Annotated in this window: 23 protein-coding genes and 1 pseudogene; 18 read left to right on the top strand and 6 right to left on the bottom strand. The window is 69.1% G+C overall.

What is annotated here, in order from left to right; all coding sequences use genetic code 11:
- Positions 1 to 107: 107 nt before the first annotated feature.
- Entirely contained in the window at positions 108 to 662 is a 555-nt protein-coding gene (locus tag ACJH7A_RS09715; protein WP_135356525.1) for a TetR/AcrR family transcriptional regulator, read from the top strand.
- On the opposite strand, the gene ACJH7A_RS09710 is transcribed toward ACJH7A_RS09715, so the two are convergent.
- Together ACJH7A_RS09710 and ACJH7A_RS09705 are read right to left on the bottom strand one after the other, a co-directional pair.
- Complete coding sequence (locus ACJH7A_RS09710) at positions 659 to 2,065, bottom strand: lipase maturation factor family protein (protein ID WP_135356444.1); 1,407 nt, start codon at positions 2,063 to 2,065, stop codon at positions 659 to 661. The two genes, ACJH7A_RS09715 and ACJH7A_RS09710, sit on opposite strands and share 4 nt — an antisense overlap.
- Before the next feature lie 65 nt (positions 2,066 to 2,130).
- Entirely contained in the window at positions 2,131 to 2,619 is a 489-nt protein-coding gene (locus ACJH7A_RS09705) for an inorganic diphosphatase (RefSeq protein ID WP_135356445.1), read from the bottom strand.
- 89 nt (positions 2,620 to 2,708) lie between these two features.
- Between ACJH7A_RS09705 and dacB the strand changes: the two genes are divergently transcribed.
- The 5 genes and pseudogenes from dacB (at position 2,709) to ACJH7A_RS09680 (ending at position 8,919) form a co-directional block, all read left to right on the top strand.
- Positions 2,709 to 4,079 (top strand): D-alanyl-D-alanine carboxypeptidase/D-alanyl-D-alanine-endopeptidase, encoded by a 1,371-nt coding sequence (dacB, locus tag ACJH7A_RS09700; RefSeq protein ID WP_135356446.1) that lies wholly within the window; start codon positions 2,709 to 2,711, stop codon positions 4,077 to 4,079.
- Positions 4,076 to 5,125, top strand: a complete 1,050-nt coding sequence (locus ACJH7A_RS09695; protein WP_135356447.1) for a zinc-dependent metalloprotease — start codon at positions 4,076 to 4,078, stop codon at positions 5,123 to 5,125. Before dacB ends, ACJH7A_RS09695 begins: the two co-directional genes overlap by 4 nt.
- Positions 5,104 to 6,060 carry a tRNA lysidine(34) synthetase TilS gene (gene tilS, locus ACJH7A_RS09690; RefSeq protein WP_135356448.1) on the top strand — a complete coding sequence of 319 codons (957 nt, stop codon included), beginning with the start codon at positions 5,104 to 5,106 and terminating at the stop codon, positions 6,058 to 6,060. The genes ACJH7A_RS09695 and tilS overlap by 22 nt, the downstream gene beginning before the upstream one ends.
- Positions 6,061 to 6,082: 22 nt before the next feature.
- A pseudogene (hpt, locus tag ACJH7A_RS09685) lies at positions 6,083 to 6,673 on the top strand (hypoxanthine phosphoribosyltransferase); the annotation flags it as partial.
- A gap of 29 nt (positions 6,674 to 6,702) precedes the next feature.
- Positions 6,703 to 8,919, top strand: a complete 2,217-nt coding sequence (locus ACJH7A_RS09680) for a molybdopterin-dependent oxidoreductase (protein WP_135356450.1) — start codon at positions 6,703 to 6,705, stop codon at positions 8,917 to 8,919.
- Here ACJH7A_RS09680 and ACJH7A_RS09675 read toward each other — a convergent pair.
- The 3 genes from ACJH7A_RS09675 to ACJH7A_RS09665 are packed head-to-tail and all read right to left on the bottom strand — an operon-like array spanning position 8,916 to position 11,733.
- Positions 8,916 to 9,626 (bottom strand): SIMPL domain-containing protein, encoded by a 711-nt coding sequence (locus ACJH7A_RS09675; RefSeq protein ID WP_135356451.1) that lies wholly within the window; start codon positions 9,624 to 9,626, stop codon positions 8,916 to 8,918. The genes ACJH7A_RS09680 and ACJH7A_RS09675 overlap by 4 nt on opposite strands.
- 5 nt (positions 9,627 to 9,631) lie before the next feature.
- A complete protein-coding gene (locus ACJH7A_RS09670) occupies positions 9,632 to 10,816 on the bottom strand; it encodes an LLM class flavin-dependent oxidoreductase (protein ID WP_135356452.1) in 1,185 nt (394 codons plus the stop codon).
- Complete coding sequence (locus ACJH7A_RS09665) at positions 10,813 to 11,733, bottom strand: alpha/beta fold hydrolase (RefSeq protein ID WP_167837983.1); 921 nt, start codon at positions 11,731 to 11,733, stop codon at positions 10,813 to 10,815. Before ACJH7A_RS09665 ends, ACJH7A_RS09670 begins: the two co-directional genes overlap by 4 nt.
- 132 nt (positions 11,734 to 11,865) lie before the next feature.
- Between ACJH7A_RS09665 and ftsH the strand changes: the two genes are divergently transcribed.
- The 11 genes from ftsH (at position 11,866) to ACJH7A_RS09610 (ending at position 21,216) form a co-directional block, all read left to right on the top strand.
- Positions 11,866 to 14,124: an ATP-dependent zinc metalloprotease FtsH gene (gene ftsH, locus ACJH7A_RS09660; protein WP_406801845.1), complete on the top strand. Its 2,259-nt coding sequence runs from the start codon at positions 11,866 to 11,868 to the stop codon at positions 14,122 to 14,124.
- A gap of 8 nt (positions 14,125 to 14,132) precedes the next feature.
- Entirely contained in the window at positions 14,133 to 14,741 is a 609-nt protein-coding gene (gene folE / locus ACJH7A_RS09655) for a GTP cyclohydrolase I FolE (RefSeq protein WP_135356455.1), read from the top strand.
- 20 nt (positions 14,742 to 14,761) lie between these two features.
- On the top strand, positions 14,762 to 15,556 hold the full coding sequence (gene folP / locus ACJH7A_RS09650; RefSeq protein WP_135356526.1) for a dihydropteroate synthase: 795 nt from the start codon (positions 14,762 to 14,764) through the stop codon (positions 15,554 to 15,556).
- Complete coding sequence (folB, locus tag ACJH7A_RS09645) at positions 15,549 to 15,923, top strand: dihydroneopterin aldolase (protein WP_135356456.1); 375 nt, start codon at positions 15,549 to 15,551, stop codon at positions 15,921 to 15,923. The genes folP and folB overlap by 8 nt, the downstream gene beginning before the upstream one ends.
- Complete coding sequence (gene folK / locus ACJH7A_RS09640; protein ID WP_135356457.1) at positions 15,920 to 16,423, top strand: 2-amino-4-hydroxy-6-hydroxymethyldihydropteridine diphosphokinase; 504 nt, start codon at positions 15,920 to 15,922, stop codon at positions 16,421 to 16,423. The genes folB and folK overlap by 4 nt, the downstream gene beginning before the upstream one ends.
- Entirely contained in the window at positions 16,423 to 16,899 is a 477-nt protein-coding gene (locus tag ACJH7A_RS09635; protein ID WP_135356458.1) for a DUF3180 domain-containing protein, read from the top strand. The genes folK and ACJH7A_RS09635 overlap by 1 nt, the downstream gene beginning before the upstream one ends.
- 67 nt (positions 16,900 to 16,966) lie before the next feature.
- Positions 16,967 to 18,031 (top strand): DUF6779 domain-containing protein, encoded by a 1,065-nt coding sequence (locus tag ACJH7A_RS09630; protein WP_135356459.1) that lies wholly within the window; start codon positions 16,967 to 16,969, stop codon positions 18,029 to 18,031.
- 80 nt (positions 18,032 to 18,111) lie between these two features.
- Entirely contained in the window at positions 18,112 to 19,038 is a 927-nt protein-coding gene (locus ACJH7A_RS09625; RefSeq protein WP_135356460.1) for a Rossmann-like and DUF2520 domain-containing protein, read from the top strand.
- Positions 19,035 to 20,003: a pantoate--beta-alanine ligase gene (panC, locus tag ACJH7A_RS09620; protein ID WP_406801844.1), complete on the top strand. Its 969-nt coding sequence runs from the start codon at positions 19,035 to 19,037 to the stop codon at positions 20,001 to 20,003. The genes ACJH7A_RS09625 and panC overlap by 4 nt, the downstream gene beginning before the upstream one ends.
- Positions 20,003 to 20,410 carry an aspartate 1-decarboxylase gene (panD, locus tag ACJH7A_RS09615; protein WP_020100918.1) on the top strand — a complete coding sequence of 136 codons (408 nt, stop codon included), beginning with the start codon at positions 20,003 to 20,005 and terminating at the stop codon, positions 20,408 to 20,410. Before panC ends, panD begins: the two co-directional genes overlap by 1 nt.
- 5 nt (positions 20,411 to 20,415) lie before the next feature.
- A complete protein-coding gene (locus ACJH7A_RS09610; RefSeq protein ID WP_135356462.1) occupies positions 20,416 to 21,216 on the top strand; it encodes a type III pantothenate kinase in 801 nt (266 codons plus the stop codon).
- On the opposite strand, the gene ACJH7A_RS09605 is transcribed toward ACJH7A_RS09610, so the two are convergent.
- A complete protein-coding gene (locus ACJH7A_RS09605; protein WP_167837984.1) occupies positions 21,213 to 22,460 on the bottom strand; it encodes an alanine racemase in 1,248 nt (415 codons plus the stop codon). The genes ACJH7A_RS09610 and ACJH7A_RS09605 overlap by 4 nt on opposite strands.
- Before the next feature lie 24 nt (positions 22,461 to 22,484).
- On the opposite strand from ACJH7A_RS09605, the gene lysS reads away from it, so the two are divergent.
- The gene (gene lysS / locus ACJH7A_RS09600) at positions 22,485 to 23,987 is read left to right on the top strand and encodes a lysine--tRNA ligase (protein ID WP_406801884.1); all 1,503 of its coding nucleotides are present in this window, start codon (positions 22,485 to 22,487) and stop codon (positions 23,985 to 23,987) included.
- The last annotated feature ends 149 nt before the right edge of the window (positions 23,988 to 24,136 follow it).

The raw sequence follows: 24,136 nt of genomic DNA, 5'->3' as shown, positions 1-24,136 counted from the left end.
GACCTAGTACGAAATATATGGCCCTTCTTATATCCGGTCAATGGTGGGAGTCAGCGGTGGAAACCTCGACAAGGGAACGGACCAAGGAACGCCTGGTCACCGAGGCCATGCGGCTGTTCAGCGAGCAGGGCTACAAAGCCACCAGCATCACCCAGATCGAGAAGGCGGCCGGCCTGGTGCCCGGCTGCGGCGCCCTCTACAACCACTTCAAAACAAAAGAGGCCGTCCTCGTCGCGGGGATCGACAGGCAGCTGGACCGGCGCCGCGCGATGCACGACATCAGCGCACTGTTCGCCGGCGAGGGCGAGCTGCGGACCGAGCTCACGCTGCTTGGCCGGTACGTGCTGAGCGTCCTGAACCAGGAAAGCCAGTTCCTGCAGGTGGCGGCCCGCACACCGGCGGACCAGTCGGACCGCGTCAACGCCGCCTATGCCGCTCTGGTCGACGGCCTCTACAGCGAGCTGACCGACTGGATCAGGGGTTGCGCGCCCCGCCTCGATCCGGCCGACGCCCGGCGGATCGCCGTGGTCGGGGTCAACGCACTGCTGGGCAAGCAGGCGACGCGCGTCGTCTTCCACGCCCCGCAGGTGGACATTCCCGATGACGAGTACATCGCGGACTGGACCGCTATGTTGGCCGGCCGGATCGAAGCCGCGCACTAGTCGGGCAGCGTGACCGGCGGGAAGTACTCGCCTTCCGGCGTCCGGTGCCACCACACCCGGTCGTGCCGCAGTTCGTGGGGAGTGGCGTAGCGGTAGCGGAAGATCCGCGCGCGGACATAGCGCGGCGGCGAATCCGGAAACGGATTGTGCCGCAACAGTTTCAGTGTGTCCGCGTCGCCGCGCAGCAAGCGCTCCAGCAAGCCCACGAACCACTGGCGCCCGTAGGTCGGCGAGATCGCGGCGAACCACATCAGCCAGTCGAGCCGCAGGTGGTAGGGCGCCCACTGCCGCGGCAGCCGGCCGACGGCGCCGGGCTTGCCCTTGAATTCGTACTCGTGCCAGACGGTTTCGTCGGTGATGTCGTCATCGTCGGTGCCCTCGATCACCACCTCACGGCGGACGCGGCCGATCGAGCCGAAGGCGCCGTAGGTGTTCACCAGGTGCAGCGGATCGAACGATGCGTTCATGCGCTGCCGCGGCGACAGCAGGTTGCGCACCGGCCAGTAGCTCAGCACCACGACCAGGACACCGAATCCGATGACGAGCACCACGAACCACGTCGGCGCTGCGGCGGGCAGGGGCGAGGCGGACGCCGGCCCGGCGATCGCACTGAACGCCAACACCATCGTCAACCAGTTCAGCCACGCGTAGTTACCGGAGATCACCAGCCAGAGCTGCGTGACCACCACGATCGCGCCCGCGATGGTGGACACGGGCTGCGGTGCGAACAGCCCGAACGGAACCACCAGCTGCGTGAAGTGGTTGACCGCGACCTCGACCCGGTGCAGCGGCTTGGGCAGGTGATGGAAGAACCAGCTCAGCGGGCCCGGCATCGGCTGCGTCTCGTGGTGGTAGTAGAGGCACGTCAGATCGCGCCAGCACCGGTCACCGCGCAGCTTGATCAGCCCGGCGCCGAACTCGGTGCGGAAGACGAGCCACCGCACCAGCCAGATCACCAGCACGGGCGGCGCCACGGAGTCGTTGCCGAGGAACACCGCGAGGAATCCCGCCTCCAGCAGCAGGGACTCCCAGCCGAAGGCGTACCACCGCTGCCCGACGTTGACGATCGACAGGTACAGCACCCACAGCAGCAGCCACAGGAGCATCGCCGCCCACAGCGGCACGAGATCGCCGGCACCCGCGACCAGCGCGGTACTGAGCGCGGCGCCCGACCACGCGACGGCCGCGAAGAACGTGTCGGAGTAATGCCAGTGAAAGATGCTGGGCGCCTGCCGGAACGACACCGCCGACAGATACCGCGGAATGGGCAACATGCCCTGCGCGCCGAGGAGGGCGCGGAATTGCCTTGCGGCGCAGAGGAAAGCAATCAGATAGACGCCGGCGATGCCTCGTTCCAGCACCAGCCGGCTGAACCAGTATTCGGGTGCTGTGAACCAATCCATCGCCGATTCCTGACCCGCCGCCGCTTTCCAGCGTACGGCGGGTCAGGCTCGGTGAAAACGAAAGATTAGTGCTCTTGCTCTTCGAACCGGGCGATCGAGCGGGCCAGCTCTTCTTCGGCCTCCTTGCGGCCGACCCAGTCGGCGGCCTTCACGAACTTGCCCGGCTCCAGGTCCTTGTAGTGGACGAAGAAGTGCTTGATGGCGTCCAGCTCGAACTCCGAGATGTCGCTGACGTCCTGGATGTGGTCCCAACGCGGATCACCGGCGGGCACGCACAGCAGCTTGTCGTCGCCGCCGGCCTCGTCGGTCATCTTGAACATGGCGACCGGGCGAGCGTCGACGATGCAGCCCGGGAAGACGGACTCGGTCAGCAGCACCAGCGCGTCCAGCGGGTCGCCGTCCTCGCCGAGGGTGTTCTCGAAGAACCCGTAGTCGGTGGGGTAACCCATGGGGGTGAACAGGTAGCGGTCGAGCTTCACCCGTCCGGTCTCGTGGTCCACTTCGTACTTGTTGCGCGAACCCTTGGGGATCTCGATGACGACTTCGTGCTCCACCGGGAGACTCCTTAGCTCTGTGCTGATAACGGGCTACACCTTAGACGAGCGATACCCTGCTGAGTGACCCGTACGAGTTCAGGAGCAACATGCGGCCCACCCGGTGGCGCCGATCGACCCACGTGGTGATCGGTGTGGCAGTTCTCGTGCTGGTTGCCGCGCTGGTGGCGGCCGCCGCGGTGATGACGCGGCACGATGCCGTCCCGGCAGCCGGGGCGACGGTCAAGCCCCAACCCGCGCTCGTCTCGCCCCGACCAGCGGTGCAACCGGTTTCCGACAACGCGCCGCAAGTGGTGCCCGCCCAGCTCGCCGCCGTGCTGGCGCCGCTGGCCGCCAACCCGAATCTCGGCGTTCTCGGGGGCCGCATCACCGATGCCATCACCGGTACCCAGGTGTGGGGGCTGAGCGAGAACGTCCCGCTGCAACCCGCATCCACCAACAAGACCCTCACGGCGGCCGCGGCCCTGCTGACCCTCGACCGCAACGCCCGGCTGACCACCACGGTCGTGTCCGGCGATACCCCGGGCGTCGTGGTGCTCAAGGGCGGCGGCGACCCGACGCTGTCGGCGGCGCCGCCGGGCACCGACACCTGGTACGGCGACGCGGCCCGGATTTCCGATCTGGCCGACCAGGTCCGTAAGGCCGGCGTCACGCCCCGCGCCATTCAGGTCGACACCAGCCTCTACTCGGGCCCGACCATGGCGCCGGGCTGGGACGTCGCCGACATCGAGGGTGGTGACTGGGCGCCGATCCAGTCGGTGATGGTCGACGCCGGTCGCGTCCAGCCCACCACGGTCGAGTCCAAGCGCTCGACGACACCGGCCCTCGACGCCGGACGCGCCCTGGCGGCCGCGCTGCGGGTCGACCCCGCCAACGTGACCCTTCGCACCAGCCCCGCCGGCGGTCAGCAGCTCGCCGCGGTGCAATCCCCGCCGCTGATCGAGCGCCTGCGCGAGATGATGGGCGCCTCCGACAACGTGATGGCCGAGTCGATCGGCCGGGAGGTCGCCGCCGCGGTGAACCAGCCGCAGAGTTTCGACGGCGGGGTACGTGCCGTTCTCGGGCAGCTGGCGAAGGCCGGACTGACCACCTCGGGTGCGACGCTGTTCGACGCCAGCGGCCTGTCGGTCAACGACCGGCTCACTGCCACGGTCCTGGACGACGTCGTCAACGCGGCCGCGGGCACCAGCGAGCCCCGCCTGCGCCCGCTGCTCGACGTTCTGCCGATCGCGGGCGGCAGTGGCACGCTGTGGAACCGCTACGCCGACACCTCGTCGGCCGGATACCTGCGCGCGAAGACCGGTTCACTGACCGGCACCAACGCGCTCGCGGGCATCGTCACCGACCAGAGCGGACGGGTCCTGACCTTCGCGCTCATCTCCAACAACGCCGGTCCGGAAGGACGCACCGCGCTGGACGCCCTCGCCGCGGCGTTCCGGTCCTGCGGGTGCGGCACGTGAGCCGGAAGCCGACCGTCGGCCGGGCCGTCGACTGGGGCTTCGCCGCCACGGTCGGGGCAAAGCTGACCCGCCCGGAACCGGCGACCACCGACTACACCCGCAACCAGGTACGCGCGCAGCTCGCCGATTCGGCGCGCCGGGCCGAGCTCCCGGTGCGCGAGGTGACGCTCCTCAACGAGGGCGCCGAAGTGCCCGAAGCGCGCGTCGTCGACCGGCAGGACTGGGTGCGTGCTGCCGCCGACTCCATGCGGGTGATGACCGGTGGCGAAACCTCCAGTCCCACAGGCCTGGCCGCGAAGCTGGGCGGACGTATCGCCGGGGCGCAGACGGGCGCGGTGCTGGCGTTCGTGTCGTCGGGCATCCTCGGGCAGTACGACCCGTTTGCGGCGAACGGGGGCGAGTTGCTTCTCGTCGCGCCCAATGTGCTTGCCGCCGAACGGCAGTTGAAGGTCGAACCCGCCGACTTCCGGCTGTGGGTGTGCCTGCACGAGGTGACGCACCGCGTGCAGTTCCGCGCGAACCCGTGGCTCACCGAACACATGTCACAGGCGCTCGCCGTGCTGACCGACGAATCCGGTCTCGATGCCGGTGACGTCATCGGCCGGCTGGCGGAGTACGTGCGGGCACAGCGGGACGGCGACGCCGACGCGAATTCGCAAGGCATTCTGGGCATCATGCGCATCATGCAGTCCGACGAGCAGCAGCGTGCGCTGGATCAGCTGCTGGTGCTGGGGACACTGCTGGAAGGGCACGCCGATCACGTCATGGACGCCGTGGGTCCGGCGGTCGTGCCGTCGGTCGCCACCATCCGCAGCCGGTTCGACGAGCGCCGCCACCGCAAACAGTCCCCGTTGCAACGGATTGTCCGCGCCCTGCTGGGGGTCGACGCCAAGATCGCCCAGTACACCCGCGGCAAGAAGTTCGTCGACGAGGTGGTGTCGACCGTCGGCATGAAGCGGTTCAACGCGATCTGGACCGATGCCGAAACCCTGCCGCTGCCAACCGAAATCGACGAGCCACGGCGATGGATCGATCGAGTGCTCTGACCCCGCTGCGCGGGGCCGTCACCGCCTTCGCGCGCCGGCACCCGGCCGACCGGTGGTGCGTCGGGCTCTCCGGTGGCGCCGACTCGCTGGCACTGACCGCCGTCGCCGCCGCCCTCAAACCGACCGTCGCGCTGATCGTCGACCACGGCCTGCAAACCGGATCGGCCGACGTCGCCGCCACTGCGGCGGCACAGGCCCGGCAGTTGGGTTGCGTTGACGCGCAAGTGCTCTCCGTCGATGTCGGTACCGACGGCGGGCCGGAAGCCGCGGCCCGCACGGCGCGCTACGCCGCCTTGGACGCCGCCCGCGATGGTGCTCCGGTGCTGCTCGCGCACACCCTCGACGACCAGGCCGAGACGGTGTTGCTCGGCCTGGGGCGCGGCTCGGGCCCGAGATCCATTGCCGGCATGCGGGTTTGGGACCCACCGTGGGGACGGCCCCTGCTGGAGGTGCGGCGCGCCGACACCGAAGCGGTCTGCGCCGAACTGGGACTGACGCCCTGGCGGGACCCGCACAACACCGACCCGCGCTACACCCGGGTCCGGCTGCGCACCGAGGTGCTGCCACTACTGGAGGATGTGCTCGCCGGTGGCGTCGCGCCGGCGCTGGCCCGTACCGCCGCCGCGCTGCGGGAGGACAACGACGCCCTCGACGCCCTGGCCGCCGGGCACCTGGCCGCACTGCGCGACGGCGAGGGCCTCCCCATTGCCGGGCTCGAGGACCTCCCCGCCGCGCTGCGCCGCCGGGTGATCCGCGGCTGGCTGCTGAGCGTCGGCGCCACCACGCTCACCGACGTCCAGCTGCGCGCCGTCGACGCGCTCGTCGCGGATTGGCACGGGCAGGGCGGCGCCGCCGTCAGCTCGCCGCTGCGGTACCAGCGATTGATCGTGACCCGCCGCGCCGGAGTGCTCACAGTCGCCGCCCGGCCCGTGTGAGCGACCGCCGAGCGGGACGGTCTTGGTACTCGGCGCGGAGGCATGGCACGCTGTTGCCGTGGATCTGTATCCGGGTGACATCAAGTCGGTTCTCCTGTCTCAGGAGCAGGTTCAGGCGCGCATCGCCGAGATGGCCGCGCTGATCGCCGAGGACTACCGCGCCGACTCGGGCGACCAGGATCTGCTGCTGATCACGGTGCTCAAGGGTGCGGTCATGTTCGTCACCGACCTGGCCCGCGCGATCCCGCTGCCGACCCAGCTCGAATTCATGGCGGTCAGCTCGTACGGGTCCTCGACCTCCTCGTCGGGCGTCGTGCGCATCCTCAAGGACCTCGACCGCGACATCAGCGGCCGCGACGTGCTGATCGTCGAAGACATCATCGACTCGGGCCTGACGCTGTCGTGGCTGCTGCGCAACCTGGCGACCCGGGGCCCGCGCACGCTGCGCGTGTGCACGCTGCTGCGCAAGCCCGACGCCATGCGCGCCGACATCGACGTGGCGCACATCGGCTTCGACATCCCCGACGAGTTCGTCGTCGGCTACGGCCTGGACTACGACGAGCGCTACCGCGACCTGCCGTACATCGGCACGCTCGATCCGAAGGTGTACGAACAAGCACTAGTCGGAGCAGAATCCGGAGCATGGACACCGCCCTCCGGATCTGCCCCTTCTGTGAAGCCACCTGCGGCCTGACCCTCACCATCGACGACGGCCGTGTGACGGGCGCGCGTGGTGATCACGACGACGTCTTCAGCGCGGGCTTCATCTGCCCCAAGGGCGCCAGCTTCGGTGAGCTCGACAACGATCCCGACCGGCTGACCCGCCCGCTCGTCCGTCGTGATGGCGTACTGACCGAGGCCACCTGGGACGAGGCCTACGCCGTCGTCGCCGACCGGCTCGGCGCGGTGATCGCCGCGCACGGCGGCGCGTCGGTCGGGGTCTACCTCGGCAACCCGAACGCGCACACGATCGCGGGCGCGCTGTATGCCCCGCTGATCCTCAAAGCGCTGGGCACCCGCCAGGTGTTCAGCGCCAGCACGCTCGACCAGATGCCCAAACACGTTGCGCTGGGCCTGATGTTCGGCAGCCCGGGCGCGTTCACCGTGCCCGACCTCGACCGCACCGACCATCTCGTGATCATCGGCGCGAATCCGCTGGTGTCCAACGGCAGCGTGACCACCGCGGCCGATTTCCCCGGCAAGCTGCGGGCGCTGAAGAAGCGCGGCGGCAAGCTCGTCGTGATCGACCCGGCGCGCACCCAGACCGCCAAGCTCGCCGACCGGCATCTGGCGCCGCGCCCCGGGACCGACGCGGCGCTGCTGCTCGCCGTCGTACATGTGCTGTTCGACGAAGGTCTGGTCGATCTCGGTGCGAACGCCGAGCACGTCACCGGCGTGGAGCAGGTCCGCGCGCTGGCCGCCGACTTCGCGCCCGAGGCGGTCGAACAGGCCTGTGGCGTCGGCGCCGACGAGATCCGCGAACTGGCCCGTGAGCTCGCGGCGGCGCCGACGGCGGCGGTGTACGGCCGGATCGGCACCTCCACAGTCGAATTCGGCACGATCGGCAGCTGGCTCGTCGACGTCATCAACATCCTCACCGGCAACCTGGACCGGCCCGGCGGGGTGATGTTCCCGCTCGGCGCCGCGGTCCCGGCGCCGCGGCCACCGAAGCCGGGCCGCGGCTTCCGGACGGGCCGGTGGGCCAGTCGGGTCTCGGGCTACCCCGAGGTGATGTCCGAATTGCCGGCCACCGCGCTCGCCGAGGAGATCGACACCGCGGGCGAGGGGCAGATCAAGGCGATGATCACCATCGCCGGGAACCCGGTGCTGTCCGCGCCGGACGGCGACCGGCTCGACAAGGCCTTGGACAGTGTCGAATTCATGCTGGCGGTCGACCCGTATCTCAACGAGACCACGCGGCACGCCGACGTCATCCTGCCGCCGCCCCCGCCTTCGCAGAGTCCGCATTTCGACGTTCTGCTCAACAACCTCGCGGTGCGCAACAACGTGCGCTACTCGCCGCCGGTGCTGCCGCCGGCCGACCGGCCGGGCGAGGCCGAAATCCTGTCGCGTATCGCGTTGATCCTGACCGGTCTTGGGGCACAAGCGGATCCCGCCCTGGTCGACGCGCAGGTGATCGCGCTGACCTTGGTCAAGGAGACGCACGACCCGGATTCCCCGGTCGCCGGCCGCGACGTCGACGAACTGACGGCCATGCTCCCCGCCGGCCCCGGCTATGAGCGCCGCCTCGACTTGATGCTGCGGCTCGGGCCCTACGGTGACGCCTTCGGCGCCAAGCCCGACGGGCTAACCCTCGAGAAGCTCAAGGCCAATCCGCACGGCATCGACCTGGGCGCGATGCAGCCGAGAATCCCCGAGGTGCTCCGAACCCCCAGTGGCAGAATCGAACTCGCTCCGGAGCCGATCGTCGCCGACGTGGCGCGGCTACGCGAGGCGCTGAGCCGCTCGGCCGGCGGCTTCCTGCTCATCGGCCGCCGCCACCTGCGCTCCAACAACAGCTGGATGCACAACCTGCCCGCGCTGTCGGGTGGCTCCAACCGCTGCACGCTGCAGATTCACCCCGACGACGCCGCCGACCTCGGCCTCACCGACGTCGCGATCATCAAGGGCCCGGGCGGCGAACTGCTGGCCCCGATCGAGGTGACGGACGTGATGCGGCGCGGCGTGGTGTCGCTGCCGCACGGTTGGGGCCACAACCGCGGTGGCACCGGTCAGCAGCTCGCGAGCAGCCATCCGGGCGTCAACGTCAACCAGCTCAACGACGGCACCCACCTGGACCGGTTGTCGGGCACCGCGGTGCTGAACGGCATTCCGGTCGAAATTGCCGCGGCGGGCTAACCGAGTTCCCAGATCACCGTCACCGAGAAGCTGACGGTCTGCTGACCGGGGGACAGCGGCACGGCTTCGGCCATCGCCATCCGCGGCGCCGGCAACGGCGTCGGGGTGGTGCCGCCGGTGGCCTCGGAGATCGAGACCACCTTGCCGAGGCTCAACCCGGACAGCTGCGCGTACTGCTGCGCGCGGTCCTTGGCGTCGTCGAAGGCGTGCGTGCGGGCGTCCTTCACCAGCTGCGAGTCGTCGTCGATCGAGTACGCGACGTTGCTGATCCGCGTGGCATTACCGCCCGCGGTGACGATCTTCGCCAGCACCTGCGACGCGGTGTCGAGCTTGCGGACCTTGATGTCGATGGTGTTGCTGGCCCGGTATCCGGTGATGACGGCGTCGCGGTAGTCGGGCTGCAGCTCGACCTGCTTGGTGGCGATGTCCTTCTTGTCGATGCCGGCCCCGGACAGCGCATCGATCACGGCCTGCTGACGGCTGCTGGTCTGGTTCATGGCGGCGGTGACGTCGGGCGCCGTCGCCTCGATGGATGCGGTGACGTTCAGGGTGTCCGGCGTGCCCTGGACCTTGCCGTTGCCGACGACGGTGACCTGGCGGCTCTCCGGCTTGGCGTCGTCGGAACCGCAGCCGGCGACGCCGACGGTGGTGGCGATCGCAAGTCCGGCGAGGGTCAGGGCGGCAGTACGTCGGGTCGCAAATGGCATGGTTGTCAGCGTACCGACGCGTCTTTGTTGTGCTCGGCGATCGCGTTGCCGACGGCCTCGCCGACCCGGCCGAACAGCTGGTCGCGCAGGCCTTTTGCCCATTCATGCGAGGCGCGTGGCGCGGTGAGCTGGCCCTTGAAATGGGGGATCACCTCGCGGGCGAACAGTTCGTAAGAGTGCATGGTGGCGGCGGGCGGCGCCCAGTCGTGGCCCAGCATCAGGAACGTGCCGAAGCCGCCGGACCGGTCCAGCATGTCCTGGATGTAGCCGATGCAGTCGGCGGGCGTGCCGATACAGCAATTGCCTTTGGCCGCATAGTCTTCGACGAACTGCCGGGACGTCGGCGCCGGTCCGGTCTGGCTGCCCAGCGGGACGAAGCCGGCCGCGCCGAAGTAGTTCGAGAAATCCTCCAGACCGTAGGTGCAGTCCTCGATGGCCTGCTCCCGGGTGTCGGCCAGGTGCACGACGCCCAGCACCCGCCAGCTGCGCCGGTCGGGCTCGGGCCGGCCGGCTTTCGCGGCCTGGTCGCACACCAGGTCCCACGTGGTCTCGAGCGCGGCGTAGCCGCCGGGCACCGACATCGACAGCGACAGCAGCGACGTGCCCAGCTGCCCGGCCAGTCGCGGCCCGGAAGGGGAAACCATTGCCGCCGTGGATATCTCGGGATAGGGCCAGGTGTACGGCCGGATGTGCAGGGCGGCGTCGCGCAGCGTGAACCAGTCGGTCTCCCGGGAGATGCGCTCGTCGGGTGCGGCCCGGAACAGGGCCAGGATGGCCTCCAGCGATTCCTGCTGCATGCGGCGCTGATCGACGGGGTCGATACCCATCATGTAGGCGTCCGACGGCAGCGCCCCCGGACCGGTCCCGAACATCACCCGGCCGCGGGTCAGATGGTCGAGCAGCACCCAGCGGTCGGCGACCATCAGCGGATGGTGGTACGGCAGCGACACCACGCCGGTGCCGAACCGGATGTTCTTGGTGCGTTCGGCCGCCGTGGCGATGAAAACCTCGGGGCAGGCGATCAATTCGTAACCACCGGAATGGTGTTCGCCGTACCAGACCTCGTCGTAGCCCAGCCGGTCCAGCCGGACCGTGCGTTCCAGGTCGTATTCCAGTGCGGTGGTGGGAGATTGGCCGACCGGGTGGAACGGCGTGATGAAAGCCCCGAAATCCAGTGGGCGACCCGTCATTTCACTCCTCCGATGAAGTCGATGAGGGTGGCGTTGACCTCGTCGGGCCGTTCCTGCTGCAGCCAGTGCCCGGCGCCGTCGATCATGACCTCGCGGTAGTCGCCGGTGACGACGTCTCGCACCCGGTCGCGCGGCGTGAAGCTCAGGACCGGGTCGGCAGTGCCGCCCACGAACAGCGTCGGCACCGTGATGGTCGCGGCGGGGGTGGTCTCCGTCAGCTTCCAGTTCCGGTCGAAGTTGCGGTACCAGTTCAGCGGACCGGTGAAACCGCTCTCGGTGAAAGCCCTGACGTATGTCTCGAATTCGTCTTCGGGGAACCAGTCCGGCAGCGGCGGCAGCGGGGTGTCCGCCAGCGAGTCCGGCGGCGCGGCGAAGCCTTCCTCCGCGACCATCCGGCGCATCGTGCTGCGCGGATCGCGGCCCAACGCCGCGTCGGCCACTCCCGGCTCCTGGAAGTACAGGATGTAGAAGTAGTTGTCGCCGACCCGCCGGCGCCAGATTTCCGTCGGCGGCGCCGATGCCCGCGGCACCGGCGGCACACTCAGCGCGGCGACCGCCCGCACCCGGTCGGGGTGCAGCAGTGCGAAGTTGCACACCACGGGCGAGCCCCAGTCGTGCCCGACGACCACCGCGCGCTCGGCGCCGACGTCGTCGAGCAGTCCGGCCAGGTCCCCGGTGAGGTGGATGATGTCGTAGTCCTCGATGGCTGCCGGGCGCGACGAACAGCCGTAGCCGCGTTGGTCGGGGGCCAGTACGTGGTAGCCGGCCGCGGCGAGCGCCGGGATCTGGTGCCGCCAGGAGTGCGCGAGCTCGGGGAAGCCGTGCGCCAGCACCACGACTGGTGCGCCGCGGTCGCCGGCTTCGGTGACCTGCAGCTGCACGCCATTGGTCTCGACTAACCGTTTGGTGGACGTCATCACCGTTTCACCAAAGCACAGGTTTCCCTCCGGGAACTGCCGATCGTTTGCATAGCGGTAACCTGTGAACTATCCCGCATCTGTGTATCGGAAGGACCTGGCCGACGAGTATTCGCCGGCCGAAATATGTCGATGAAGCGAAAAAACGTCATCCGCACCCTGACCGTCGTCGCGGTCGTGTTTCTGCTGGGTTGGTCTTTCTTCTATTTCAGTGATGACACGCGCGGTTATCACCAGGTCGACACGTCTGTCGCGGTCGCCCAGATCAACGCCGGGAACGTCACCGGCGCCCAGATCGACGATCGCGAACAGCAGGTCCGGCTGGACCTGAAGAGCGTCAGCGCCGACACCGACAACAGCAACAAGATCATCACATCGTTCCCGACGGGCTACGCGGTGCCGCTGTTCGATGCGCTCAACGCGAAGAACGTCAAGACCAAGACCGTCGTGAACCAGGGCAGCATCCTCAGCTCGCTGCTGATCTACCTGCTGCCGCTGCTGCTGCTCGTCGGCCTGTTCTTCATGTTCTCCCGCATGCAGGGCGGCGGCCGCATGGGCTTCGGCTTCGGCAAGTCGCGCGCCAAGATGCTCGGAAAGGACATGCCGAAGACGACGTTCGCCGACGTCGCGGGTGTCGACGAGGCCGTCGAAGAGCTCTACGAGATCAAGGACTTCCTGCAGAACCCGAGCCGCTACCAGGCCCTCGGCGCCAAGATCCCCAAGGGCGTGCTGCTGTACGGCCCGCCGGGAACGGGTAAGACGCTGCTGGCCCGCGCGGTCGCCGGTGAGGCCGGGGTTCCGTTCTTCACGATTTCTGGTTCGGACTTCGTCGAGATGTTCGTCGGTGTGGGCGCCTCCCGCGTGCGTGACCTGTTCGAGCAGGCCAAGCAGAACAGCCCGTGCATCATCTTCGTCGACGAGATCGACGCCGTCGGCCGCCAGCGCGGCGCCGGCCTGGGCGGTGGCCACGACGAGCGCGAGCAGACGCTGAACCAGCTGCTGGTCGAGATGGACGGCTTCGGCGACCGCCAGGGCGTCATCCTGATCGCCGCCACCAACCGGCCCGACATCCTCGACCCGGCCCTGCTGCGCCCCGGCCGCTTCGACCGGCAGATTCCGGTCTCGGCACCCGACCTGGCCGGCCGCAAGGCCGTGCTGCGGGTGCACTCGGCCGGCAAGCCCATCGCCCCCGACGCCGACCTCGACGGCCTGGCCAAGCGCACCGTCGGCATGTCCGGCGCCGACCTGGCCAACGTCATCAACGAGGCCGCGCTGCTGACCGCCCGCGAGAACGCCACCGTGATCACCGGCCCGGCGCTGGAGGAAGCCGTCGACCGTGTCGTCGGTGGTCCGCGCCGCAAGGGCCGCATCATCAGCGAGCTGGAAAAGAAGATCACCGCGTACCACGAGGCCGGGCACACGCTGGCCGGCTGGGCCATGCCGCACCTGGACCCGGTGTACAAGGTGACGATCCTGGCCCGCGGCCGCACCGGTGGGCACGCCGTCGCCGTCCCCGAGGACGACAAGGGCATGCAGACCCGCTCCGAGTTGATCGCGCGCCTGGTCATGGCGATCGGCGGCCGTGCCGCCGAAGAGCTGATCTTCCGCGAGCCCACGACCGGCGCGGTCTCCGACATCGAGAACGCCACCAAGATCGCCCGCGCCATGGTCACCGAGTTCGGCATGAGCGCCAAGCTGGGCGCCGTCCGGTACGGCACCGAGCACGGTGATCCCTTCCTGGGCCGCACCATGGGCACCCAGGCCGACTTCGGCCACGAGGTCGCCCGCGACATCGACGACGAGGTGCGCAAGCTCATCGAGGCCGCGCACACCGAGGCGTGGGACGTGCTGACGCAGTACCGCGACCAGCTGGACGCCCTGGCCGGCGAGCTGCTCGAGAAGGAGACGCTGCACCGCCCCGACCTGGAGCGCATCCTGGCCGACGTCGAGAAGCGGCCCCGCCTGACGCTGTTCGACGACTTCGGTGGCCGGATTCCGTCGGAGAAGCCGCCCATCAAGACGCCGGGCGAGCTGGCCATCGAGCGCGGCGAGCCGTGGCCCCCGCCCGTCAAGGAGCCGGCCTTCAAGGCGGCCATCGCCGCGGCCAGCCAGGCCGCCGCCGGATCCGGCGTGAACGGCACCAACGGCGCGCACGCCGCGCCGAACGGTCAGCCCCAGCACGGACAGACCCAGCCGAACTACGGCGCACCCGCGGGCTGGCAGGCCCCGGGCTGGCCGCCCCAGGGACCGCCGCAGCACGGCCACGGCCACCACGCCCAGCCGGGCCAGTGGTACCCGCAGCCGGGCTGGGGACAACCCGGTCCGTCGCAGGGCTACCAGCCGTACCCGCAGCAGCCGGCGCCGCCGCCTGCCAAGCCCAACGACGAGTAGGCGCATAGATGACGCGGTCGCAGATCCATTCGGCCAGGCTCACCCCGCCGAAGTTCGATCACGATCGAGCCGAGGCAGCAGTGCGTGAGCTGCTGCTCGCCGTGGGCGAGGACCCGGACCGGGACGGGCTCCGGGACACTCCCGGCCGCGTCGCGCGCGCCTTCGAGGAGATTTTCGGCGGGCTGTACACCGACCCCGACTCGGTGCTCGACACCACGTTCGACGAGGGGCACGACGAGCTGGTGCTGGTCAAGGACATCCCGATGTATTCGACCTGCGAGCACCACCTGGTGTCGTTCCACGGCGTCGCGCATGTCGGCTACATCCCGGGTGAGGACGGCCGGGTGACGGGACTGTCGAAGATCGCCCGCCTGGTCGACCTGTACGCCAAGCGGCCCCAGGTGCAGGAACGGCTGACCGGCCAGATCGCCGACGCGCTGATGCGCAAGCTGAACCCGCAGGGCGCCATCGTGGTGGTCGAGGCCGAGCACCTGTGCATGGCGATGCGCGGCGTCCGTAAGCCCGGCGCGGTGACCACCACCTCGGCGGTGCGCGGCCAGTTCAAGACCTGCGCGTCGTCGCGAGCCGAGGCGCTGGATCTGATCCTGCGGAAGTGAACCCCGTCCGCACGCGCGTGATGGGCGTGGTCAACGTCACCGCCGACTCGTTCTCCGACGGCGGCCGCTTCCTCGACCACGACCGCGCCATCGAGCACGGTCTGGAGCTGGCGGCGCAGGGCGCTCAGATCATCGACGTCGGTGGGGAATCCACCCGGCCCGGCGCGGCCCGGCTGGATCCCGAGGTCGAACGCGGCCGCGTCCTGCCGGTGATCAGAGAGCTTGTCGCACAAGGCATCACGGTCAGCGTCGACACCATGCACGCCGACGTGGCCGAGGCCGCGCTGGAATGCGGCGTGCACATCGTCAACGACGTGTCAGGGGGCCGGGCCGACCCGAACATGGCCCCGCTGCTGGCCGGCGCGCGGGTGCCGTGGGTGCTGATGCACTGGCGCGAGGTCGACGCCGCGCAGCCGCACCGGATTCCGGAGTACCCCGACGTCGTGGCCGATGTCCGGGCCGAACTGCTCACCGCGGTCGACGACGCGGTGGCGGCCGGCGTGGAGCCGGGCAACCTGATCATCGATCCGGGCCTGGGCTTCGCCAAGTCCGCGCAGCACAATTGGGCGCTGCTGCGGGCGCTGCCCGAGTTCGTGGCCACCGGTATCCCGGTGCTGGTCGGGGCGTCGCGCAAGCGGTTCCTCGGCACCCTGCTGGCGGATGCCGACGGCACGCCGCGCGAGCCCGACGGCCGGGAGACGGCCACCGCGGTGATCTCGGCGCTGGCGGCGCAGCAGGGCGCGTGGGGAGTGCGGGTGCATGATGTGCAGGCGTCGGTGGATGCGGTGAAGGTGGTGCAGGCCTGGCATGGCTGATCGAATCGAATTGCGCGGCTTGACCGTTCGCGGGAATCACGGCGTCTTCGACCATGAACGCGAGGACGGCCAGGACTTCGTCGTCGACATCACGGTGTGGATCGACCTGGCCGCCGCCGCGCTGAGCGACGAGCTGTCGGACACCCTGGACTACGGCAAGCTGGCGCAGCAGGCCGCCGACATCATCGCCGGGCCGCCGCGGAATCTGATCGAGACGGTGTCGGCCGAGATCGCCGACTCGGTGATGACCGACCAGCGTGTCCACGCCGTCGAGGTGGTGCTGCACAAGCCCAGCGCGCCGATCCCGTTGACGTTCAAGGACGTTGCGGTGGTGGCGCGCCGGTCGAGGCGGGGCGGCCGAGGGTGACGACCGTGGTCCTGTCCATCGGCTCCAACCTGGGTGACCGGCTCGCTCACCTGCAGTCGGTGGTCTCGGGGCTGCGCGGTGCGGTCCGCGCGGTCTCACCGGTTTACGAGACGGCGGCCTGGGGCGGTGTCGAGCAGGGGCCGTTCCTGAATGCCGTGCTGCTGGCCGACGATCCCGGCCTCGAGGGCCCGGGGTGGCTGCGGCGGGCCCATGAGTTCGAGAACGCGGCGGACCGCGTGCGCGAACAGCGTTGGGGGCCACGCACTCTCGATGTCGATATCGTCAGCTGCCACGACGGCGACGTCGAAGTGCGCTCCGACGATCCGGTCCTGACGCTGCCGCACCCGCTGGCGCATCAACGCGCCTTCGTGCTGGTGCCGTGGCTGGCCGTCGACCCGGCCGCCCAACTGCGAGGTGTTCCGGTCGCCGAACTGCTGGCCGCCATCGACGCCGTCGAACGCGACGGCGTGCGCCGTACCGACCTGGCTCTGGTGCCCTGATGGGACCGACCCGGAAGCGGGACCTGGCCATCGGCACGGTGCTGGCCACGGTCGTCGCGTACCTGCTGGTGATCCTGGTGTACCGCTGGTTCCCGCCGATCACGGTGTGGACGGGGTTGTCGCTGTTGGTTTTTGCCGCCGCGGAGGCGGGCTGGGCATTCTTCCTGCGCGCCAAGATCTCGGGCGGTGACATCGGTGTGGGGTCCGGCCGGATCCATCCGCTGGCGGTCGCGCGGTCGGTCGTGGTGGCCAAGGCGTCGGCCTGGGTCGGGGCGCTGGCCCTCGGCTGGTGGCTCGGCGTCCTCGGTTACGTGCTCCCGCGGCGCGGCGTCCTGCGCGTCGCGGCGGCCGATTTCCCGGGTGTGACGGTCGCCGCGGTGAGTGCGCTGGCCCTGGTGGTGGCGGGTCTGTGGTTGCAGCATTGCTGCCGCGCGCCGCTGGACCCGCCGGAGAAGTCCGACGGCGCAACCGAATAGGTAACGATCCGTCCGGACGGGGTGTCGGTCGACCTGCGATGGGAAGGCAAAACGGTACAGTCAGCCCATGATCGATCCGACCCGGGCTGCGCGCGGCAGGCGTGCGAACCGCAGGCCGGGTTGGTTGCTGCTGACGGCGTTGCTGGTGCTCGCGATCATCGCCAGTTCCGCACTGGTGTTCACCGATCAGGTCGAGTTGCTGAAACTCGCTGTTGTCATTGCCCTGTGGGCCGCAGTGGCGGCGGCGTTCGCCTCGTTCATCTACCGGCGCCAGGCTGATCTGGACCAGGCCCGGGCCCGCGACCTCAAGCTCGTCTACGACCTGCAGCTCGACCGCGAGATCGCGGCGCGGCGCGAATACGAACTGTCGCTGGAATCGCATCTGCGCCGTGAGCTGGCCTCCGAACTGCGCGCCCAGTCGGCCGACGAGGTCGCGGCGCTGCGTGCGGAGCTGGCCGCGCTGCGCGCCAACCTGGAGTTCTACTTCGACACCGATCTGGCGCACCGGCCGGCGCTCGAGACCGACCGCACCGGGCAGACCGCGCCGGTCGGCCGCGTCGTCGCCAGCCGGATCGACACCGAGGACCGGCCCGACCTGATGTCTGAGCCGAACACCGAAGAGAGCCCCATCATCGACGTGGCGGCCGAGCCGCATGTGCCGCCGGACCCCTGGGCGCCACCACCCCCGCCGCCGCAGCCGCCGTTCGGTGGCGCGCACCGTCGTCCGCCGGAGCCGGGCCCGTCCGACTGGCAGCCGACGCCGGCCGAAGGCCAGTGGATTCCGGCCGGTCAGCCCGGCAGCAACTGGGCTGCCGCGACGCCGGAACCGGCGCCGCCCCCGCCGCCGGTCCAGGACCGCGGGCCCGAACCGACCATGACCCTGCCGGTCGTCCCACCCGCTCCCGAGCCGGCTCCGGAACCGCCGCGCCGGGGCCGCCACGGGGCCCCCACGGAACCGGCCACTGCGCCGCCCGCGACCGAGACCCCTGTCACATCCGGACGTCGGCGCCGAGCCGAGCCGGACGATGAACCCGCAGGTCAGCACGTTGGCGGGCAGCCGGCGGCCGAATTGCTGGCGCGGCTGCAGGCCAATCCCAGCGGCGGCGGCCGTCGACGTCGCCGCGAGGACTGAGCTACGCTCTGCGGTGACCGTCCGGTACCTGCCGAGCAGGACTGGAACGAGGAGAAACCACCAATTGTGAGGTCGCTGCAATGAAGCAGCTCGACGGACTGCGTCCGGCCCGGCTCACTGTCGGAATCATTTCCGCAGGGCGGGTCGGCAGTGCGCTGGGTGTTGCGCTGGAGCGCGCCGACCACGTCGTCGTCGCGTGTAGCGCGATCTCCCATGCGTCGCGCGGCCGTGCCGAGCGCCGGCTGCCCGACACCCAGGTGCTGCCCGCACACGACGTCGCCGCCAAGGCCGAACTCCTGCTGCTGGCCGTGCCGGACGCCGAGCTGACGTCCGTCGTCGCCGGCCTGGCGGCCACCGGATCGGTCCGTCCCGGCACCATCGTCGTGCACACCTCGGGCGCCAACGGCATCGCCGTGCTGGCCCCGCTGACCGAGCAGGGCTGTATCCCGCTGGCCATCCACCCGGCCATGACGTTCACCGGCTCGGACGAAGACATCACCCGGCTGTCGGAGACGTGTTTCGGCATCACCGCGGCCGACGACATCGGCTACGCCATCGCCCAGTCCCTGGTTCTCGAGATCGGCGGCGAACCGTTCCGGGTTCGCGAAGACGCCCGCACGCTCTATCACGCGGCCCTGGCGCACGCCGGCAATCACGTCATCACCGTCGTCCTCGACGCCGTCGAAGCCCTGCGCGAGGCGTTGGCCGGGCAGGAACTGCTGGGACAGGAACTGGTCACGGGGGACCCCGCCGGCATCGCCGAGCGCATCCTCGCGCCGCTGGCGCGGGCCTCCCTGGAGAACGCGCTGCAGCGCGGGCAGAGTGCGCTGACGGGCCCGGTGGCTCGCGGTGACGGCGCCGCTGTCGCGGCCCACCTGCGCGCCATGGCAGAAGTGAATCCCGAACTGGCGCAGGCATATCGGGCCATGTCGCTGCGCACCGCACAACGTGCCCACGCACCCGAAGAGGTTTTCGCCGTGTTGAACGACTCAGGGAGAGCGCAGTGACCGATCGCAGGCCGCCGAAGTTCACCGCCGGCGAGCTGAACCTCTACACCAATCCGACCGACGTGTCGGATGTGTCGCGGGTGCTGCGCGCGACGGGGCGTCGCGTGATGCTCGTGCCGACCATGGGCGCGCTGCACGAGGGGCACCTGGAGCTGGTGCGCTCCGCCAAGAAGGTGCCCGGCGCCGTCGTGGTGGTGTCGATTTTCGTCAACCCCTTGCAGTTCGGCGCGGGGGAGGACCTGGATGCCTACCCGCGGACGCTGGACTCCGACGTCGAGCTGCTGCGGGGCGAGGACGTCGACATCGTGTTCGCGCCCAGCGCCGCCGCGATGTACCCCAACGGCCGGCGCACCACGGTCGTGCCGGGCCCGCTGGGCGCCGAGCTGGAGGGCGGCTCCCGCCCGACACACTTCGCCGGGATGCTGACCGTGGTGCTCAAGCTGCTGAACATCGTGCGGCCCGACCGCGCGTTCTTCGGCGAAAAGGATTACCAGCAGCTGGTTCTGGTGCGCCAGATGGTCGACGACCTCGACCTCGACGTGCGCATCCAGGCGGTGCCGATCGTGCGCGAGTCCGACGGACTGGCCATGTCGTCGCGCAACCGCTATCTCGATGCTGAACAGCGCGAGCAGGCCGGGGCGCTGTCCGCGGCGCTGCTCGCCGGTAAGTACTCCGCGTCGCATGGCGCGGCCGCCGCACTCGATGCGGCCCGGGCGGTCCTCGACGAGGTACCCGCCATCGACGTCGACTATCTGGAGGTCCGGGACCCCTGGCTGGGTCCGGCACCGGCGTCGGGCCCGGCCCGGATGCTGGTGGTGGGCCGGCTCGGCACGACCAGATTGTTGGACAACATCGCCATCGATATCGGTGCATCCGCAGGGATCGACGGTCACCCCAATGTGGGGTCTGCCTTCGGCAATGACGGGGCCCAGGACGGAAACCACGAATTACCTTGGAGGAATTGATGTTTCGCACCATGCTGAAGTCCAAGATTCACCGGGCCACGGTGACGCAGGCGGACCTGCACTACGTGGGTTCGGTGACCATCGACGCCGACCTGATGGACGCCGCCGACATCCTCGAGGGTGAGCAGGTCACCATCGTCGACATCGACAACGGCAACCGGCTGGTCACCTACGCCATCACCGGTGAGCGCGGCACCGGCATCATCGGGATCAACGGTGCCGCAGCGCATCTGATCCATCCGGGTGACCTGGTGATCCTCATCGCCTACGCCACCATGGACGATGCCGAGGCCCGGACGTACCAGCCGAACGTCATCTTCGTCGACGCGCAGAACCGGCAGATCGACTTCTCGCACGACGCCGCGCACGTCCCGGACGGCGTCGACGGCCTGCTGTCGCCGCGGTAACGCCGGTGCTGCTGGCAATCGATGTCCGCAACACCCACACCATCGTCGGGTTGATCTCCGGCTCCGGAGATCACGCAAAAGTGGTGCAGAACTGGCGGATTCGGACCGAGTCGGAGGTGACGGCCGACGAGCTCGCGCTGACCATCGACGGCCTGATCGGTGACGACGCCGAAAACCTACTCGGCGCAACGGGTTTGTCGACGGTGCCGTCGGTGCTGCACGAAATCCGGGTGATGTTGGACCAGTACTGGCCGAAGGTGCCGCACGTGCTGATCGAGCCGGGTGTGCGCACCGGCATCCCGCTGCTGGTCGACAACCCCAAAGAGGTCGGGGCCGACCGCATCGTCAACTGCCTTGCGGCGTACCACAAGTACGGCACCGCGGCGATCGTCGTCGATTTCGGGTCGTCGATCTGCGTCGACGTCGTCTCGGCCAAGGGTGAGTTCCTCGGCGGTGCCATCGCGCCCGGTGTCCAGGTGTCCTCTGACGCGGCCGCCGCGCGGTCGGCGGCGCTGCGCCGCGTCGAGCTGACCCGGCCGCGATCGGTGATCGGCAAGAACACCGTCGAGTGCATGCAGGCCGGTGCGGTGTTCGGTTTCGCGGCCCTGGTGGACGGCCTGGTGAACCGCGTGCGTGACGATGTCGACGGCTTCGACGGAAACCACGTCACCGTGGTGGCCACCGGTCACACCGCGCAGCTGGTGCTGCCCGATCTACGGACCGTGCAGCACTACGAGAAGAACCTCACGCTCGACGGCCTCCGCCTGGTCTTCGAGCGCAACCAGCGCAACGCCCGCCGGGCCTAGAAGAACGTCCGGACCAACTCGACCACCCGGTGGTCGGCGTCGAGCACCGGGATCAGCTGCCACTTGTCGAACACCGTGCATGGGTGTGAGATGCCGAATTCCAGCCAGTCACCGACGGCCAGGTCCTGGTCGGCCGGTGCCAGCCGCAGGTAGGCGTGCTGGTCGTTGAGCTTCTCGACGCGGCTGTCGGGCCGCCCGTACGGCACGGGCAGGTCCTGGTCGAACGAGACGTCGCGGCGGCCCATGCCCACGATGGCGAGGTCGGGCTCGGGCCGGGACAGCACCTGCGCCCACACGCTGAGCGCGGGCTCCAGGTGGGCGCTGTCGGTGCGGCCGAGCGGCGTCGTGCGGGCGTAGAGACCGTCGTCGTGCGTCAGGTAGCAGCCGCTGCGCAGGACGGTCTGCACCGTCATGCCGTCGGGCCAACCGGTCAGGATGTCGGCGACCAGGTCGAAGTACGTGCTGCCGCCGGCCGTCGCCAGGATCTCGTCGGTCTCGAACAGCGGGTGCAACCGGATGACGGTGTCGCGCATGGTCTGCAGGTACGCCGAGACGGCAGCCACCGCGGCGTCACCGACCTCATGGCCGGTGGCCGCCTCGTATCCGGCGACGCCGACGAGCCGCAGCCGGTCCGAGTCCACCGCCGCGCGCGCCACGGCGTCGACGGTCTCGGCGTCGCGGCAGCCGGTGCGGCCGCCCGGCTGGCCGATCTCGACGCAGACGTCCACCTGGCGGCGCCGGCCGGTCAGCGCGGACGTCATCAACTGCACGCCACGCACCGAGTCCACCCAACAGGTCAGCTCGAAGTCGGGATTGGCGTCCAGCTCGGCGGCCAGCCAGCGCAGCCCGGTGACGTCGACGAGCTCGTTGGCCAGGATGATCCGGCGCACCCCGAACGCCCGAAACACCCGGACCTGGCTGATGGTGGCGGCCGTGACAGCCACTGCTCCCGCGCCGAGCTGACGGGCGAGAAGCTGCGGTGACATGTGGGTCTTGCCGTGCGGCGCGAGCTGTACGCCCCGGCGCCGGCACCAGCGCGCCATGGTGACCATGTTGTGCACCAGCGGCTGGGTACGCAGTGTGCACACCGGCGACACCGCGCCGTCGGCGAACAGACTGGGGCGTCGACGGCACACCTGAGCAGGTGTCTGGCCCCACCACGAGGCCGGCAGTCCCTTGAATTTCCAGTCGATCGGCTCGTGGTCCAGCGCGTCTACGGCGGACTGCTCGAAACTGGTGGCCATGGGCTTCATTTAAGCTGGCATTTCGTGAGCGAAGCCGACAGCCCCGACATTCCCGAGCAGTTCCGCATCCGCCAGGCCAAGCGTGAGCGGCTGCTGGCCGAGGGGCGCGACCCGTATCCGGTCGAGGTGCCGCGTACCCACACCCTGGCCGAGCTGCGGGCGGCCTATCCGGAGCTCGCCGCGGACACTGCGACCGGTGACATCGTCGGCGTCGCAGGGCGTGTGGTGTTCGCCCGGAACTCCGGAAAACTGTGCTTCGCGACGCTGCAGGAGGGCGACGGCACACAGCTGCAGGCCATGCTGAGCCTGGACAAGGTGGGCCAGGAGTCGCTCGATGCCTGGAAGTCCGACGTCGACCTGGGCGACATCGTCTTCATCGAGGGCGAGGTCATCAGCTCCCGGCGCGGCGAATTATCTGTGCTTGCCCAGAACTGGCAAATTGTGTCGAAGGCCCTGCGACCGCTTCCCGTCGCGCACAAGGAATTGAATGAAGAGACCCGGGCCCGGCAGCGGTACGTCGACCTGATCGTGCGGCCCGAGGCCCGCAATGTCGCCCGGCAGCGTATTGCGGTGGTGCGGGCATTGCGTTCGGCATTGGAGCGTCGCGGTTTTCTCGAAGTCGAGACCCCGATGCTGCAGACACTGCCCGGTGGTGCCGCCGCGCGCCCATTCATCACGCACTCCAACGCGCTCGATGCAGATCTGTACCTGCGCATCGCGCCCGAGTTGTTCCTGAAGCGCTGCCTGGTCGGTGGCTTCGAGAAGGTTTTTGAGCTTAATCGGAACTTTCGCAACGAGGGCGCGGATTCCACCCATTCACCGGAATTCGCGATGCTGGAGACTTATCAGGCCTACGGCACATATGACGATTCCGCGATTGTGACGCGTGAGCTTATTCAGGAGGTTGCCGACGAGGCCATTGGTACCCGAATGGTCCCACTGCCCGACGGTTCCACCTACGACCTCGACGGTGAATGGGCGACCATCGAAATGTATCCGTCGTTGTCGGAAGCGCTGGGTGAGGAGATCACTCCCGAGACTTCCGTCGAGTACCTGTGGAAGGTGGCCGAACGGCTCGGCGCCGAGATTCCCCGGGACCGCGGATACGGCCACGGGAAATTGATCGAGGAACTGTGGGAGCACACCGTCGGTGATCACCTTTGGGCGCCGACCTTCGTCCGGGATTTCCCGGTGGAGACCACGCCGCTCACTCGGGCCCACCGCAGTATTCCGGGCGTTACAGAAAAATGGGATCTGTATGTCCGGAAGTTCGAGCTCGCCACCGGATATTCGGAGTTGATCGATCCGGTGATTCAACGCGAGCGTTTCGAGGCACAGGCTCGTGCCGCCGCTGCCGGTGACGACGAGGCAATGCGACTTGATGAGGATTTCCTTATCGCATTGGAGTATGCGATGCCGCCGACGACCGGAACAGGAATGGGACTCGACCGCCTGCTGATGGCGTTGACGGGGTTGACGATTAGGGACACGGTTTTGTTCCCGATTGTGCGCCGCCAGGGCGACTGAAAACTGAGCTGACCCTGAGACTTGTTGAAGGAATTGAACTCCTATGCCAGCATTGTTCTGGCAGAGTCGATTCTGCATTTTTCCGAGGCAGAAGGGTTAGTGTGGGCCGATGGCAAAGAAAGTGACTGTCACGCTCGTCGACGATTTCG

The organism is Mycobacterium sp. SMC-17 (assembly GCF_045310915.1).
GTDB lineage: Bacteria > Actinomycetota > Actinomycetes > Mycobacteriales > Mycobacteriaceae > Mycobacterium.
This window is presented reverse-complemented; position numbering and strand designations above follow the sequence as displayed.

What these genes read in the sequence shown, in the direction of transcription:
- ACJH7A_RS09665 (WP_167837983.1), bottom strand. Translation starts at nt 11,733, where the DNA reads ATGACGTCCACCAAACGGTTAGTCGAGACCAATGGCGTGCAGCTGCAG.
- ftsH (WP_406801845.1), top strand. Translation starts at nt 11,866, where the DNA reads ATGAAGCGAAAAAACGTCATCCGCACCCTGACCGTCGTCGCGGTCGTG.
- panD (WP_020100918.1), top strand. Translation starts at nt 20,003, where the DNA reads ATGTTTCGCACCATGCTGAAGTCCAAGATTCACCGGGCCACGGTGACG.
- dacB (WP_135356446.1), top strand. Translation starts at nt 2,709, where the DNA reads ATGCGGCCCACCCGGTGGCGCCGATCGACCCACGTGGTGATCGGTGTG.
- ACJH7A_RS09675 (WP_135356451.1), bottom strand. Translation starts at nt 9,626, where the DNA reads ATGCCATTTGCGACCCGACGTACTGCCGCCCTGACCCTCGCCGGACTT.
- ACJH7A_RS09710 (WP_135356444.1), bottom strand. Translation starts at nt 2,065, where the DNA reads ATGGATTGGTTCACAGCACCCGAATACTGGTTCAGCCGGCTGGTGCTG.
- ACJH7A_RS09715 (WP_135356525.1), top strand. Translation starts at nt 108, where the DNA reads ATGCGGCTGTTCAGCGAGCAGGGCTACAAAGCCACCAGCATCACCCAG.
- ACJH7A_RS09680 (WP_135356450.1), top strand. Translation starts at nt 6,703, where the DNA reads ATGGACACCGCCCTCCGGATCTGCCCCTTCTGTGAAGCCACCTGCGGC.
- folB (WP_135356456.1), top strand. Translation starts at nt 15,549, where the DNA reads ATGGCTGATCGAATCGAATTGCGCGGCTTGACCGTTCGCGGGAATCAC.
- ACJH7A_RS09630 (WP_135356459.1), top strand. Translation starts at nt 16,967, where the DNA reads ATGATCGATCCGACCCGGGCTGCGCGCGGCAGGCGTGCGAACCGCAGG.
- tilS (WP_135356448.1), top strand. Translation starts at nt 5,104, where the DNA reads ATGGATCGATCGAGTGCTCTGACCCCGCTGCGCGGGGCCGTCACCGCC.
- ACJH7A_RS09625 (WP_135356460.1), top strand. Translation starts at nt 18,112, where the DNA reads ATGAAGCAGCTCGACGGACTGCGTCCGGCCCGGCTCACTGTCGGAATC.
- folP (WP_135356526.1), top strand. Translation starts at nt 14,762, where the DNA reads ATGGGCGTGGTCAACGTCACCGCCGACTCGTTCTCCGACGGCGGCCGC.
- ACJH7A_RS09670 (WP_135356452.1), bottom strand. Translation starts at nt 10,816, where the DNA reads ATGACGGGTCGCCCACTGGATTTCGGGGCTTTCATCACGCCGTTCCAC.
- ACJH7A_RS09605 (WP_167837984.1), bottom strand. Translation starts at nt 22,460, where the DNA reads ATGGCCACCAGTTTCGAGCAGTCCGCCGTAGACGCGCTGGACCACGAG.
- ACJH7A_RS09635 (WP_135356458.1), top strand. Translation starts at nt 16,423, where the DNA reads ATGGGACCGACCCGGAAGCGGGACCTGGCCATCGGCACGGTGCTGGCC.
- folE (WP_135356455.1), top strand. Translation starts at nt 14,133, where the DNA reads ATGACGCGGTCGCAGATCCATTCGGCCAGGCTCACCCCGCCGAAGTTC.